General features: G+C 68.3%; 17 protein-coding genes and 2 tRNA genes. 11 read left to right on the top strand and 8 right to left on the bottom strand.

The features are described from left to right. The 3 genes from CV103_RS19320 to CV103_RS19310 all read right to left on the bottom strand — a co-directional run bounded on the left by CV103_RS19320 (window position 1) and on the right by CV103_RS19310 (window position 2641). Entirely contained in the window at window positions 1-759 is a 759-nt protein-coding gene (locus CV103_RS19320) for an SDR family NAD(P)-dependent oxidoreductase (protein ID WP_070933726.1), read from the bottom strand. Beyond that, window positions 756-1544 (bottom strand): SDR family NAD(P)-dependent oxidoreductase, encoded by a 789-nt coding sequence (locus CV103_RS19315; protein WP_015460323.1) that lies wholly within the window; start codon window positions 1542-1544, stop codon window positions 756-758. Before CV103_RS19315 ends, CV103_RS19320 begins: the two co-directional genes overlap by 4 nt. 164 nt (window positions 1545-1708) lie before the next feature. Further along, on the bottom strand, window positions 1709-2641 hold the full coding sequence (locus CV103_RS19310) for an alpha/beta hydrolase (protein WP_107395837.1): 933 nt from the start codon (window positions 2639-2641) through the stop codon (window positions 1709-1711). 117 nt (window positions 2642-2758) lie between these two features. Between CV103_RS19310 and CV103_RS19305 the strand changes: the two genes are divergently transcribed. The 3 genes from CV103_RS19305 (at window position 2759) to CV103_RS19295 (ending at window position 4656) form a co-directional block, all read left to right on the top strand. After that, window positions 2759-3904, top strand: coding sequence for a helix-turn-helix transcriptional regulator (locus CV103_RS19305; RefSeq protein ID WP_107395836.1), 1146 nt, complete (start codon window positions 2759-2761; stop codon window positions 3902-3904). A gap of 84 nt (window positions 3905-3988) precedes the next feature. Then, window positions 3989-4064 (top strand) — tRNA-Lys (locus CV103_RS19300). 88 nt (window positions 4065-4152) lie between these two features. Further along, a complete protein-coding gene (locus CV103_RS19295) occupies window positions 4153-4656 on the top strand; it encodes an MliC family protein (protein WP_146163454.1) in 504 nt (167 codons plus the stop codon). A gap of 36 nt (window positions 4657-4692) precedes the next feature. On the opposite strand, the gene CV103_RS19290 is transcribed toward CV103_RS19295, so the two are convergent. Then, window positions 4693-6015 carry a methyl-accepting chemotaxis protein gene (locus CV103_RS19290; RefSeq protein ID WP_245896949.1) on the bottom strand — a complete coding sequence of 441 codons (1323 nt, stop codon included), beginning with the start codon at window positions 6013-6015 and terminating at the stop codon, window positions 4693-4695. Window positions 6016-6193: 178 nt separating this feature from the next. On the opposite strand from CV103_RS19290, the gene CV103_RS19285 reads away from it, so the two are divergent. The 4 genes from CV103_RS19285 to CV103_RS19270 all read left to right on the top strand — a co-directional run bounded on the left by CV103_RS19285 (window position 6194) and on the right by CV103_RS19270 (window position 8590). After that, on the top strand, window positions 6194-6676 hold the full coding sequence (locus tag CV103_RS19285; protein ID WP_015460318.1) for a MarR family winged helix-turn-helix transcriptional regulator: 483 nt from the start codon (window positions 6194-6196) through the stop codon (window positions 6674-6676). 87 nt (window positions 6677-6763) lie between these two features. Continuing rightward, the gene (locus CV103_RS19280) at window positions 6764-7243 is read left to right on the top strand and encodes a glutathione peroxidase (protein ID WP_107395834.1); all 480 of its coding nucleotides are present in this window, start codon (window positions 6764-6766) and stop codon (window positions 7241-7243) included. 272 nt (window positions 7244-7515) lie between these two features. Continuing rightward, window positions 7516-7737, top strand: coding sequence for a hypothetical protein (locus CV103_RS19275; protein WP_015460316.1), 222 nt, complete (start codon window positions 7516-7518; stop codon window positions 7735-7737). Between the two features lie 229 nt (window positions 7738-7966). Beyond that, entirely contained in the window at window positions 7967-8590 is a 624-nt protein-coding gene (locus CV103_RS19270) for a YceI family protein (protein ID WP_107395833.1), read from the top strand. A 76-nt stretch (window positions 8591-8666) separates the two neighbouring features. Here the strand turns inward: CV103_RS19270 and CV103_RS19265 are convergent, their stop codons facing one another. After that, window positions 8667-8993, bottom strand: a complete 327-nt coding sequence (locus CV103_RS19265; protein ID WP_015460314.1) for a DUF2218 domain-containing protein — start codon at window positions 8991-8993, stop codon at window positions 8667-8669. A 140-nt stretch (window positions 8994-9133) separates the two neighbouring features. Continuing rightward, on the bottom strand, window positions 9134-9781 hold the full coding sequence (locus tag CV103_RS19260; RefSeq protein ID WP_015460313.1) for a PadR family transcriptional regulator: 648 nt from the start codon (window positions 9779-9781) through the stop codon (window positions 9134-9136). A gap of 117 nt (window positions 9782-9898) precedes the next feature. On the opposite strand from CV103_RS19260, the gene CV103_RS19255 reads away from it, so the two are divergent. The 4 genes from CV103_RS19255 (at window position 9899) to CV103_RS19240 (ending at window position 12506) form a co-directional block, all read left to right on the top strand. Beyond that, window positions 9899-11209 carry a replication-associated recombination protein A gene (locus CV103_RS19255; protein WP_070933673.1) on the top strand — a complete coding sequence of 437 codons (1311 nt, stop codon included), beginning with the start codon at window positions 9899-9901 and terminating at the stop codon, window positions 11207-11209. Next, window positions 11206-11547, top strand: a complete 342-nt coding sequence (locus CV103_RS19250; protein WP_107395832.1) for an MmcQ/YjbR family DNA-binding protein — start codon at window positions 11206-11208, stop codon at window positions 11545-11547. The genes CV103_RS19255 and CV103_RS19250 overlap by 4 nt, the downstream gene beginning before the upstream one ends. Continuing rightward, window positions 11547-12413, top strand: a complete 867-nt coding sequence (locus tag CV103_RS19245; RefSeq protein WP_107395831.1) for a hypothetical protein — start codon at window positions 11547-11549, stop codon at window positions 12411-12413. The genes CV103_RS19250 and CV103_RS19245 overlap by 1 nt, the downstream gene beginning before the upstream one ends. Window positions 12414-12430: 17 nt before the next feature. Further along, a tRNA-Thr gene (locus CV103_RS19240) sits at window positions 12431-12506 on the top strand. A gap of 311 nt (window positions 12507-12817) precedes the next feature. On the opposite strand, the gene CV103_RS19230 is transcribed toward CV103_RS19240, so the two are convergent. Together CV103_RS19230 and CV103_RS19225 are read right to left on the bottom strand one after the other, a co-directional pair. After that, entirely contained in the window at window positions 12818-13222 is a 405-nt protein-coding gene (locus tag CV103_RS19230) for a DUF1801 domain-containing protein (RefSeq protein ID WP_107395830.1), read from the bottom strand. 25 nt (window positions 13223-13247) lie between these two features. Continuing rightward, window positions 13248-13694: a DUF1801 domain-containing protein gene (locus tag CV103_RS19225; protein WP_107395829.1), complete on the bottom strand. Its 447-nt coding sequence runs from the start codon at window positions 13692-13694 to the stop codon at window positions 13248-13250. Window positions 13695-13783 lie beyond the last annotated feature (89 nt).

Raw genomic sequence — 13783 nt, 5'->3', positions numbered from 1 at the left:
TCAGTCGAAATTGGCCTGTCCGCCGTCGAGCGGGATGGTCGCCCCGGTCAGATAGCGGAAGCTCGGCCCGCACAGCGCCGCCACCGCCTCGCCGATATCCTCCTCGCAACGGCCGATGCGGCGCAGCGGGATGGTCTTGAAGAAGGCGGCCGCCTCCTCGGGCCGGCTTTCGATCCAGCCCTTCAGCGCGGGGCTGTCGGCATGGGGGGCGATCGTCAGCACGCGGATGCCGTCCGGTCCCCATTCCGCCGCCGCCGCGCGGCTCAGCGAACGGATGCCCTGCTTGATGGCGGCATAGGTGCCGTATCCCGCCATGTCCCAGCGCACCGTAGCGGAAGAGGTGAGGTTGATGATCACCCCGCCGCCCCGCTTCGCCATCAGCGGCTGGCAAGCCTTCATGAAGCGCATCGTCGCCAGGGGGCCGCTGTCGAAGCCCGCCTGGAACTGTTCGTCGGTCACATCCAGCAAGGTGCCCAGCGGCACTTCCTGGGCATTGTTGACGAGGATGTCGACGCCGCCGAAGGCATCCACCACCTTGGCGACCATATCCTCGATCGCGGCGCCATCCTTGATGTCGATGGCGAAGGCGCGGGCGCCGTTGCCGCATTCGGCGGCCACGGCTTCCAGCTTGTCGAGCGTGCGACCGCCCAGCGCCACCGTCGCGCCGCGCCGGGCGAGCGACAGGGCGATGCCCCGCCCCACGCCCTGGCCGCCGCCGGTGACGATGGCGACCTGGCCCTTCAGCTCGCCGTCGCTCACGCGCCCAGCCCCGCTGGCGCGCCCGGCAGCACCGGCTGGAAATAGCCGGAGGACCAGCCGCCATCCACGGCATATTCGGCGCCGGTGACGTAGCTCGCCTCGTCGCTGACGACGAAGGCGGTCACGCGCGCCACTTCCTCGGGCGCGGCGATGCGCTGCAGCGGCATCCGTTCCATGCCCTCATTCTCGGCGCCGCCGCTCTTGCCGCTTGGATTGCCCATCTCGGTGTTGATCGCGCCGGGGTGGACGGAATTGACGCGCACGCCGCGCGGGCCAAGCTCATAGGCCAGGCTCTTGGAAAGCCCGCGCACCGCCCATTTCGACGCGGTGTAGACGGTCAGGCCGTTGCAGCCGCGCAGGCCATCGACCGAGGAGATGTTGACGACGCAGGCATTGCCGCTTGCCGTCAGCGCCGGGGCGCAATGCTTCACGCCCAGGATCACGCCCTTCACGTTGATCCCCAGCACGCGATCGATATCGTCGGGGGAAACCTGCTCGATGGCGGTATAGTGGACGACGGCGGCGTTGTTCACCAGCGTCGTCAGCTTGCCGAAATTGTCGGTGGCGGCCTTCACGGCGGCCTTCCAATCGTCCTCGTTGCGGACGTCCAGCTTCACGAACACCGCCGCGTCGCCCAGCTCGCTCGCCAGCGCCTCGCCCTTTTCGACCAGGATGTCGCCGATCACCACCTTGGCGCCGCGCTCCACGAAAAGCCGCGCCGTCGCAGCACCCATGCCCTGCGATCCGCCGGTGACGATCGCCACCTTGCCCTCAAGCCTGCCCATGCCCTCTCCATGAAATGCCGGCCGGGATCGGCCCCGGCTCTTGGGACCGATCCTTCCCGTCACGCACGGGCCTGTCAAGCGGGATGCGCGCGCAAAACCCGGCGAACGATCCGCAAAATGGCCCGTGGGATCACATCGATGTCGCTATTGCGTAATCGCTTCCGTCAGGCCGGCACGGCTTCGGCCAGCGACCGGCGCAGGCCCTCGGCTCCCACGGCAAGGGCTTCGGCGGCCGCCGGCAGCACGCCGACCATGCTGACGAAGCCGTGGATCATGCCGTCGGCGCGGCGCAGCGTCACCGCGACGCCCGCTTCCTCCAGCTTCTCGGCATAGGCCTCGCCCTCGTCGCGCAGCGGATCATGCTCGGCGGTGATGATGGTGGCGGGCGCCAGCCCCTTCAGGCTCGCGGCGCGGATGGGCGCCGCCAGCGGATCGGGGTTCGCCACATTCTCCTCGCCCACATATTGCTCCCAGAACCAGCGCATCATCGGCCCGGTCAGGAAGAAGTCCGCGCCCGATTCGGTGTAGGAAGCATTGCCGAAATCGGTATCGATCACCGGGTAGAGCAGCAGCTGGTGGGCGATCGCCACGCCCCGGTCGCGCGCCAAAAGGGCCACGGCCGCCGCCAGATTGCCGCCGGCGCTGTCGCCGCACAGCGCGATCCGGCTGCCGTCCACGCCGTCCACCTGGCCCTCCGCCACGGCGGCGACGGCCGCGAAGCATGCCTCCAGCGGCTCGGGGAAGCGTGCTTCCGGCGCGCGCGGATAATCGACGGAAACCACCGCGACATGCGCGGCCTCGGCGATGGCGCGGGCCAGCGGGTCATGCGTCTCCAGATTGCCCAGCACCCAGCCGCCGCCGTGGAAGAAGACCACCACCGGCAGCACCCGCCCCGGCTCGGGGTGATAGAGCCGTGCCGCCACCGCGCGCCCGCCATGGCTCAGGCGGATGTCGCGCACCTCGGCGATGTCGGCCCTGGGCAGCGGGATCGGCTGGTCGTCGCCGGCGCGCGCATTGGCCACCGTGAAGGGCGGCGTGCACAGCGGCGACTGCTTCATCATCTCCAATATCTGCTGGGTCATCGGGTCCAGGGCCATTCCGCTCTCCTCTCGATCGTTCATTTCCGGTCGTTTTCGGCCGTCCCGCCGCCTATGGGGCGGGCACGGGTGAAACGCCGCTTGCCGTGGTGTCGCCACAGGATAGAACAGCCCATCATGCCCAACCCCATCCAAATGGACGACGCGGCCGAAACGCTGCTCCCGTCCGCGCTACTCGAAACGCTTTATGGCAGCCTGCTCGATCCCACGCCGTGGGAACGGTTTCTGCGCGCCTTCGCCGATCATCTCAACAGCTCCTTCGCCACATTGCTGCTGACCGTGCCGGGCGCCAGCACGCCGGGCATGTCCGTAACGCCCGGCGCCAATCCCCAGGTGGAGGAGGACTATCAATCCTTCTTCACCGCCGATCCCTTCATCGGCCTGCCGGAGGGCGAGGTCGTCCATTTCGCGGAGTTCGTCGATCCCGAAACCGATCGCAGCGCCGAATTCCTCAGCGCCTTCCTGGATGCCGTGGGCGGCAACCAGATCCTCGGCGTCGATCTGCGCGCCGCGTCCGGCTTCGAAGCCCGTTTCCGCGCCACGCGCGATCGCAGCCGCCCGGATTTCGACAGGACGGAGCGCGATGCCTTCCAGGCGCTCGTCCCCCATCTGCGCACCGCCGTCCGCCTCTATGAGCGGCTGGCGACGATCGGCACCGAACAGGGCGTGTTCCAGGGCGCGATCGATCAGATGGCGGTGGCCACGATCATCCTCGATCATGGCGGCCGCATCCTGAGGACGAACGCGCGCGCCGATGTGCTGCTGGCCCGCAACGACGGCCTTTCCCGCACCGGCGCGGGCAGCGGGCGCGATCGCCTGATCGTCGGCAGCCGCGACGACCAGAAGGCGCTGGATGCGCTGCTCCGCACGCTCGACAGCGAAAGCGATCCCCACATCATCCCGCCGCTCCGCCTCAGGATCGAGCGGCCGTCCGGCGAGCGGGATCTCGCCGTCGTCGCCCAGCCGGTCGCCGGGCCGGCCTTCATGCGCGGCGGCGCCGCGGCGGCGCTGGCGCTGTTCGTCACCGAACCGGGCAGCCGCACCGGCCCCAGCCCGGAGGCGATCCGCGACCTTTTCCAGCTCACGCCGGCCGAGGCCCAGCTCGCCGCCGCGCTCGCCAACGGCGTCTCGCTGATCGACGCCGCCGATCGCCTCGGCGTCACCCACAACACCGTGCGCGGCCACCTGCGCGCCATCTTCGCCAAGACGGGCGTGCGCCGGCAATCCCAGCTCGTCCACCTGCTCAACGCCCGCCTTCCCTGAACCCCGCCGTCGCGGATAGCGGGGCGGGACAAGCATGGTTGACCACCTGCCCGCCCACGCTTAGGAGGCCGCAACGATCGGTGCGGGTCCGTAGCTCAGTCGGTAGAGCAAGCGACTTTTAATCGAGAGGTCCCGGGTTCGAGTCCCGGCGGACCCACCATCGCTCCACTTTTTCCATCGAATTGGCTCGACAGCCGCCGCCGGTTTTTGCAGCCTGCCGCCACGGCAAATTGCAAGAGGATCAGGCGATGGCCCACCATCTGCTCCGCACTGCTCCGATCGCGGCGCTCGCCCTGCTGGCGGCCTGCGGCGATTCGGGCAGCCCTTCCCCCACCAGCCAGTCGACCGCCACGGAAATCGAGCCGGTCGACAATATGGTCACGTCCGCGCCGTCCATGGCGGATGCGGCAAATGCCGCCGATGCCAATGCGGTGGACGCAAACGCCGCCGCTCCGGCCTCGGCGCTGCGCGAAGTAATCTATAGCTGCGTGCCGGCCACCACGATCATCGCGCATTACGACAATAGCGATCCCGACGATGCCGAGGTGAAGATCAGCTTCCAGGGCAAGGTCTACGATCTCGATATCGCGCGCTCCGCCTCGGGCGCCCGCTACACCAGCGACGATGGCCGGGGGCCCGGCAAGACGCTGACCTGGTGGACCAAGGGCTTCGAGGCGACGCTCTACGAAGGCACGAAGGGCGGCAAGCCGGAAGAGGACAAGGTTATCGCGACTTGCAAGGAGAAAGCCTGAGGCGCACGCGCCCCAAGCGGTCCCTCGTCCCTGGCTTCAGGCGGCGCGTATCTCCTCCAGGAACGCGCCCACCTTGCCGCGCAGCCGGCCCGACCGGTCGGCCAGCACGGCGGCCATCTCCTCCATGTCGCGGGCCTTCGCCGCCGCCGCCATCGCCGCCTCGTTGATCGCCTCGGCATTCTGATGGATGTGGGCCGATGCGGTCACCGCCTCGCTCACATTGGCGGCGATGGCGTGGGTGGCTCGTCCTTGCTCGGCCACGGCCTCCTCCATCGCCCCGGCAAAGGCGTCGATCCGCGACACGATCGTCTCGATATCCCCATGTCCCGCATGCACCGCGCCGATCGCCTGGCGGATATGGGCGACCTGGCCGTGGATGCCGGCCGCCGCCGCCTTGGTCTGCGAGGCGAGCGATTTCACCTCATGCGCCACCACCGCGAAGCCGCGCCCCGCCTCGCCGGCCCGCGCGGCCTCGATCGTGGCGTTGATCGCCAGCAGGTTCACCTTGCCGGCGATGGTCTCGATCAGCGTCACCACGCCGCCTATCTCGTTGGCGGCTTCGGCAAGCCCCGCCGCCCGTGCGCCGCCATCGGCCACGATCGCCACCGCATCCACCGTCGATGCCCTGGCCACGCGCATCGTCTCGCGCACATGATCCAGCGCGCCGGCCAGCCCGTGGCCCTGCGCCGCCACCTCCGCCATGTTGACCGACGCCTGCGAGGCCGCGCTCGCGACCGCGCTCACCCGCGCGCCGTTCAGCGTCGCGCGCTCGGCGATGCCGCTCGCGGCGTGGAGCACGGTGGTCGAAAGCGCGCTCAGCTCGTCCGCCAGTGCCGCCGCCTCGCTGCGGAAACGCTCGCTCGCGGCATCCATCGCCGCCAGCCGCGCGGCCGCGCCCGCCGCGCGTTCCGCCTCGCGCCGGGCGGCCAGCCGCAGCAGCGCGCCGTTCGCCATCACCCCGGCATAGCGGCCCTCGCGCGTCAGGATCAGCCCCTCGCGCCCGCCGCTCGCGGCATAAGCATCCAGCAACGCGCCCGCCGCCATGTCATGCGGCGCGGTGGGGCAAGGGCGCACATGGTTGGCCAGCGCCATGCCGATGCCGATCCCCGGATTGCTCAGCAGCGCATGGCCGAACGGATTGAACAATATGCGCTTCAGATCCGCCTCGAATATCGCGCCCAGCGGCCGGGCATCGCCGTCGATCACGGGCAGCAGCCGCAGGGTCGGCGCCGCGCGGAATATGTCGATCGCATCCGCCAGCGGGGCATCGATGCGGATCGCCGGATGCGCGGCGGCTTCCCAATCCGCCATGGCGGCATCCACCCTCGCCCGCGCCCTGTCCTCGCCCGCTCGCGTCACCCGTCGCCCCATTTCCGGTTCCGATGCCGCCGGATAGGCGCCGAAGGGTAAACAGGGCGTAAGGCTTATGTGACAATTATATGAAATACAGGCTTTTTCGGGTTCATCCGCGGACCATGGCCAAAGAAATCCGCTCGCCGGTTGCGCGGGTGGCGGGCAAATAGCTATATAGGGCAATATGGCTGTCCAATCTGCATCCCCTCTCTTTCTGCGCGAATCCGAGATCCGCCGTGGCGTCGAGCTGCTCTATTTCGGCTACAGCCATCTCTATCGCGAGATCGAGGCCGGGCTCGGCCGCCAGGGCCTGGGCCGCGCCCATCATCGGGCGCTCTACTTCATCGCCCGCCAGCCCGATCTCACCGTCAGCGACCTGCTTCGCATCCTGGGCATCACCAAGCAGTCGCTCGGCCGCGTCCTCAACGAGCTGAGCGAGCGCGGCATGATCGAAAGCCGCGTGGGGCGGGAGGATCGCCGCCAGCGCCTGCTCCGCCTCACGCCCGCCGGCGCGGCGCTGGAGGCCGAGCTGTTCGAGGCGCTGCGCGCCCGCCTGTCGCGCGCTTATGCCGAGGCGGGCCAGGGCGCCGTCGCCGGCTTCTGGACGGTGCTGGAGGAGCTGATCCCCGCCGAGGAACGCGCCCGCGTCGCCGATCTGCGCCGCTGAAAGCCCGCGTCCGGGCCAATTCTGGCCGCTTGCAACGCCGCGCCATGCGGGCATCCTCCGGCAAAGACATTGGAGGGGACGAATCGCATGGCCGGCATCTATGATTTCCAGGCGGAAACGATCGACGGGGCTCAGGCCTCGCTCGCCGATTATCGCGGCAAGGTGCTGCTGATCGTGAACACCGCCAGCAAGTGCGGCTTCACCCCGCAATATGAAGGGCTGGAAAAGCTGCACGAGGCCTATGCCGATCGCGGCCTCGCCGTGCTGGGCTTTCCGTGCAACCAGTTCGGCGCGCAGGAGCCGGGGGACGCGGCCGAAATCGCCAATTTCTGCACGCTGAAATATGACGTGAAGTTCCCGATGTTCGCCAAGATCGACGTCAACGGCGAAAACGCACACCCGCTCTATAAATATCTCAAGCATGAGGCGAAGGGCGTGCTCGGCACCGAAGGCATCAAGTGGAACTTCACCAAGTTCCTGGTCGATCGCCAGGGCCATGTCGTCGATCGCTTCGCCCCCACCACCAAGCCCGAGGATCTGCGCGGCGCGATCGAAAAGCTGCTCTGACGGCCCTGCCCCGGCCGCTTTTCCGGGCGGCGGCCGGCGGCTACCCCAATTCGCCGCTGCTACCTCCTAAGATTTCCCCGCCGCCGCGCGGGGCCTTCCGCTTGCGCCCCGTGCCTTAAAATCATTTCGTTCCCGCACCTTTGCCACCGCAGCCCGCCGGCCCCGCCGCGTCCCCGCGCGCCTGACGGGGGCCGGGCCGTCGATTGACTCCGGTCCGGCGCCAGCGGATGCTCATCGCCGGTCGCGGTTCTGATCCCGCAGGAGCACTGAGCATGTTCGGACCGATCAAGCGCCTCAAAGCCTTGTCCGAAAAGACGGACAAAGCCTTCAAGGAAGCCGAGGAGAAGGACAAGGACAGCCCGATCGACGACGGCAAGCCGAAGAAGAGCGAGGATGACGCCAATGCCGCCGTCGACGCCGCCGAAGCGGTGGTCGAAGTGGCCAAGCGCGCGGTGCTGAACGCCATCGCCGACAGGAAGGGCACCGATCGCTAGGAGCCCCGCCCGCGGGGCATCTGCCAGCATCGTCGGCCGGCCGGATCGCTCCCCCCGTTGATCCGCCGGCCGGCGAACCCCGCTGCGGCCCCGGCATGCTCCGTTCCGGCCGCCGCCGCTCCTGCCTTTCCACGCTCATTCCGGAAACATTTCGTTTCACTAATGATGGTTTGACAGTCGCGCGCCGCACCGTCAGCCTCGCGCGGCTTTTCAACGACCGGAGCCTGAAATGCGCAAGATCATGATCGCCGCGGCGCTTGCCGTCACGTCCGCCGTCGCCATCCCCGTCATCGCCCAGATGCCCACCACCGCGCCGGGCGCCAAGGATCCGTCGCGGGTGAAGGCCGGAACCTACACCGTCGACAGCGCCCACACCCAGGTGCTGTTCGAGGTGAACCACCTCGGCTTCAACGATTATTTCGGCCTGTTCGGCAGCGCCACCGGCACGCTGAAGCTTGATCCCGCCAATCCTGCCGCCGCCAGCGTCGCGATCGAGATTCCGATCGCCAAGGTCGCCACGAACAGCGATGGCCTCACCAAGCATCTGCTCGGCCCCGATTTCTTCGATGCCGCCAAATTCCCCACCGCCACCTTCAAATCGACGAGCATCACCGTCGACGGCAACGATGCGAAGATCACCGGCGATCTCACCATCAAGGGCGTGACCAAGCAGGTCGTGCTCGATGCCGAGTTCGAAGGCGCCGGCGTCGGCCCGATGAACAAGAAGGATACGGTCGGCTTCGAAGCCGAAACCAAGATCCGCCGGAGCGATTTCGGGATCAGCTACGGCATCCCGATGGTGCCGGACCAGGTGGAGCTGAAGATCAGCGTCGCCTTCGAACGCGAGGGCTGATCCCCCAGGACATGAAAAGGCCGGGTCGCCACGGAGGCGGCCCGGCCTTTGTCTTTACCCCGATCGGGGGATCGGCTTACCGCCAATCGAAAGCCAGCGGCGCCTCGCGGAAGGCGAAGCGATCGAGGTGGCGGGCCACCGCGCCCTTCAGCGCCTCCAGCTGCTCGGGCGAGCTCGCATCGATCCGCACCGTCAGCGCATCCGCCGCCGCATCGAAGGTGGCGACGGCGTCGCCCGGAAAATCGGCGCCGCGCGCGTCCTTCGGGAAGGTCACCGTGCCGTGATCGGCGGTGAACTCCACCTTCAGATTATGCGCCCAATGCTTGCAGAGCTGCTGCAGGTAACGGCTGCCATGGCTGGTCGGCACGCTGGCGGCGGCACTGGTCGTCGTCGGGTTGGTCAACGGGCTACTCCCTTCCCATGTCCGTGCGGGAAAGCGCGTGGGGGCGATACGGCCCCAACGCGCGCCCGCGGATCGCGCATATGTAGGGGCGGCCGGGTCGATCCCCAGCCGCCGCCGCATGATATCGAGCCGAGAGGTCTTCACATCCGCTCGATCTTGCGGGCCACCTCGTCGATCAGCGCCACGGCGTCGTGGATCGTCTCGGTGGTCACGTCCGGCCGCGAAAGCCGGTGCCGCAGCACGACATGCAGGTTGTGCATCGCGCGGCGCACCGCCATCACGTCGGGCCGCCCGCGTTCCTCGGCCAGCCCGGCCAGCCGTGCGAACAGTGCCTCCACCTCGGCCTGCCGCTCGGCCAGATGGGCCGTGCCGGCTTCGGTGATGGCGAAGGCCTTGCGGTTGCCCTCGGCTTCCGCCTCGGCGATCAGGTCCATGTCCTGCAGCAGGGTCACCGTGGGGTAGACCACGCCGGGGCTCGGTGCATAGGCGCCGCCGGTCAGTTCCTCGATCGCGCGGATGAGGTCGTAGCCGTGGCGCGGCTGGTCCCCGATCAGCTTCAGCAGCACGAGCCTCAGTTCGCCGCCGTCGAACACGCGGCGCCGGCGGCCGCCGCCTTCCTCGCCTTCCAGGCCCCAGGCCATGGCGAAGCGCCCGCCCCGGAAGCCGCGCGGCCCGCCGTGCCGGCCGAATTCATGGCCGAACTCCCGGCCGCCTTCAAATCCCGGGCCGAAATGCCCACCACGTCCGCGGCGGCCATGCCCTTCATGGAATCCAAATCCGAATCGCATCTGTCATATCTCCTTTAGATGCGTCTAAGATATATCTTGATGTGACGAATGCAAGCCCCCTCCCGCATGCCATCCGCCCTTTGTGCCGATGCGCCCACATCCCTATATTCCGGGGCGATGGCCGATCTCTTCGCTCCCGCCCTTGCCGCCACTCCGCCGGAAACCGCCCCGCTGGCGGATCGGCTGCGTCCCCGCTCGCTCGCCGATGTCGTGGGCCAGGAACATCTCACCGGCCCGGATGGCGCGATCGGCCGGATGGTCGCGGCCGGGCGCCTGTCCTCGATGGTCTTCTGGGGGCCACCCGGCACCGGCAAGACGACGATCTCCCGCCTGCTTGCCGACGCGGTGGGCCTGCGCTTCGCGGCGGTCTCGGCCGTCTTCTCCGGCGTCGCCGATCTCAAGAAGATCTTCGCCGAAGCGCGCGAACATGCCCGCATGGGCACCCGCACCCTGCTATTCGTGGACGAGATCCATCGCTTCAACCGTGCCCAGCAGGACGGCTTCCTGCCCTATGTGGAGGACGGCACCGTCATCCTCGTCGGCGCCACCACCGAAAACCCCAGTTTCGAGCTGAACGCCGCCCTCCTCTCCCGCGCGCAGGTGCTGATCCTCAACCGGCTGGACGCGAAGGCGCTGGAAACCCTGCTCGCACGCGCCGAGGAAGCCGAAGGCCGCCCCCTCCCGCTCACGGCCGAAGCCCGCGCCGCCCTGGTCGCCTCGGCCGATGGCGACGGCCGCTTCCTCCTCAACCAGGCGGAAACGCTCTTTTCGGTCGATCTGCCGGAGCCGCTCGATCCCGCCGGCCTCGCCGGGCTCCTCCATCGCCGCGTCGCGGTCTACGACAAGGATCGCGAGGGCCATTACAACCTGATCTCGGCGCTCCACAAAAGCCTGCGCGGGTCCGATCCGCAGGCCGCGCTTTATTATCTCGCGCGCATGCTCACGGCGGGGGAGGAACCGCTCTACGTGCTGCGCCGCCTCGTCCGCTTCGCATCGGAAGATGTCGGCCTCGCCGATCCGCAGGCCCTGGTCCAGTGCCTCGCCGCCAAGGATGCCTATGATTTCCTGGGTTCGCCCGAAGGCGAGCTGGCGATCGTGCAGGCTTGCCTCTATCTCGCCACCGCGCCCAAATCGAACGCGGCCTATGCCGCGCAGAAGGCGGCGTTCCGCTCCGCGAAGGAAACCGGCTCGCTGATGCCGCCCAAGTCGATCCTCAACGCGCCGACCCGGCTGATGAAGGATGTCGGCTACGGCAAGAACTACGCCTACGACCACGACACGGCCGATGCGTTTTCCGGCGCCGACTATTGGCCGGAAGAGATGGGCCCCCAGACCTATTACGCCCCCTCCCCGCGCGGTTTCGAGGCGAAGATCGCCGAACGCCTGGCCTATTGGGAAAGGCTGCGCCGCGAACGGAACGGCGGATGAACTGGGAAGAAGCCGTCGCCTTCGCGCTTTCGCTGCCGGGCACGGAAATGTCGACCAGCTATGGCGCACCGGCGGTCAAGGCCAATGGCCGCACCATCCTTTCGCCGGGGCGCGAGGCGGGTTCCTTCTGCCTCCATATCGATCGCGACACCGTCGAGATGCTGATGGAGACCGATCCCGACAGCTGGTGGCAGACGCCCCATTATACCGGCTGGCCCGCCGTGCTGGTGCGCCATGACAGCGCCGATCCCGATCGCGTGCGGCTGATGATCGAACGCGCGCGCGATCAGGCCGCCAGCCGCCCGCGCCCCAGGCCCCGCCCGGCCAAGAAGGGCTGATGCGCCGCTTCACCCGCTTCGCCTGCATCGACTGGTCGGGCGCACGGGGGGAGAGGCTTCCCGGCATTGCGGTCGCCGAATGCCATGCCGATGGCGGGCCGCCCCGCCTCTCCGGCCCGCCCGGAAGCTGGTCCCGCCAAGCCGTGCTCGATTGGCTGGTCGATCGCGCCGATGAAAGCGCGGACATGCTGATCGGCTTCGATTTCTCCGCCTCCTTCCCTTTCGCCGATCGCGGCGCCTTCTTCCCCGGCTGGGATCGATCGCCCGCCGATGCCCGCGCGCTCTGGGCGCTGGTGGACGGCATCTGTGAAGACGAACCCCATCTCGGCGCCAACGGTTTTGTCGATCATGAGGATGCCGCCCGCCATTTCCGCCGCCATCGCGGGCGGGAAGGCGTGGATTTCGGCGGCGGCGCCGGCCGGATGCGTCTGGTCGAAACCCGCACGCAGGCTCGCCCGGCCTCTTGCTTCAACCTGGTCGGCGCCAAGCAGGTCGGCAAATCCAGCCTCACAGGCATGCGCCTCCTCCACCGCCTCGCCGGCCGCATCCCGGTCTGGCCCTTCGATCCCGTTCCAGAAAAAGGGCCGCTGATCGTGGAGATATATACCAGCATCGCCGCCGTCGCCGCCGCCCGCCCGCCCGGCCGCACCAAGATGCGCGACGCGACCAGCATCGCCCAGGCCCTCGCCGCCCTCGGCAGCGCCCCGCCGCCCGCGCCCGAGCATCATGACGATCACAGCGCCGACGCGCTCGTCACCGCCGCCTGGCTCCGCATCGCCGCCGGCCAGCCGCACCTCTGGCACCCCGCCCCGCCATTTTCTCCCGCCATCACCGCAACGGAGGGCTGGACCTTCGGCGTCGCCTGAAGCATGGAGCATCGGTCGCCGGCTTAGCTCAGTTGGTAGAGCACCTGATTTGTAATCAGGGGGCCACGGGTTCGAATCCTGTAGCCGGCACCAGCACCGCCTTGGCACCAAGCCATGATGCTGGAGCAAGTTTCACCCTCCCACCGCCTGCGTCGGCGGCGCTGCATTTGGATATGTCGACGCCTTTACCAGTCACGTGAACGTCGGGTTTTTTCCATGGCGCGGCGCTGGAAGACCCGGCGGGCCTCCTGGAAGGCACCGGCAAGCGCATGCGGCACGTAAAGCTGCGCCGTGGCCAGCCGGTCGACGACGCCGCGCGCTGGGCGCGCTGCTGGCGGTTGCTTATCGCGACATCCGCCTGCGCCTGGAAAGCGCATCGTGAAGGCTATTCCGGCGGACGCTTCTCAGCCATTCTTGCCACCCTTCTTCCCGTTCAGCGCCACCGCCGCGCGGACCAGCGCCTTCAGCGCCGGCTCGTCGATGGCATCACCCTCGTGGAAGTCGATCGCGCGGCGGGTATTGCCGTCGAGGCTCGCGTTGAACAGGCCGGCGGGGTCATCCAGCGCCGCGCCCTTGGCGAAGGTCATCTTCACGGCCGTCTTGTAGGTCTCGCCGGTGCAGACCATGCCGTCATGATACCAGACCGGAACCCCGCGCCATTTCCATTCCTCGACCATGTCGGGGTCGGCCTCGAGGATCAGCGCGCGCAAGCGGGCGAGCATCTCGCCGCGCCAGTCGCCCAACGCCCTGATCCGCTCGTCGATCAGCCTGGATGGGGATTTGTCGTCCGCGGTCGCGCCGTTGGCCATGTCGATCCTTCCTCCTTGCCTTGCGCTACGGAACCCAGCCGGGCAGCGCCGCCGCCTGCCTGATCCAGTCCGCCAGCGCGTCCTCGTCCAGCGCATCATCTTCGTGGATGTGGAAGTAACGCGTATCCTTGTCCTTGGACTCCACCGGCGGCAGCGGCCGCAGCGCGGCGCCGCGAAAGAAGGCCAGCTTGATATAGCGGGTGAAGCAATGCACGCCGAGGAACCAGCCCTGCCCTTCCACGCCATATAAGGGCGAGTTCCACTTCACCGCCTTGCGCACGCCGGGCACGGCCCGCTCGATCAGCGCGTCCAGCCGGCGCCCGGCTTCGCTTTTCCAGCCGGGCATGGCGGCGATATAGGCCTGCACCGGGCCATCGCCGTCGCCCTTGGCAATCTGCGGATTGCCGCCCGAAAGCAGCACGGGCTGCCCTGTCCCGCCCTTCGCCGATCCCCCGGATGCCTTGCGCGCCATCCATCCTCTCCTTGGGCCCAACCCATCCGGCCGGGCGGACGGGTGGTTGAACATGGCCCTCGCATGTCCTATCTTATTGCCCGTCAATC

It is taken from the genome of Edaphosphingomonas fennica, assembly GCF_003034225.1.
Classification (GTDB): domain Bacteria; phylum Pseudomonadota; class Alphaproteobacteria; order Sphingomonadales; family Sphingomonadaceae; genus Sphingomonas_E; species Sphingomonas_E fennica.
Note: the sequence above shows the minus strand (reverse complement) of the source record. Positions and strands in the feature narration are given on the sequence as shown.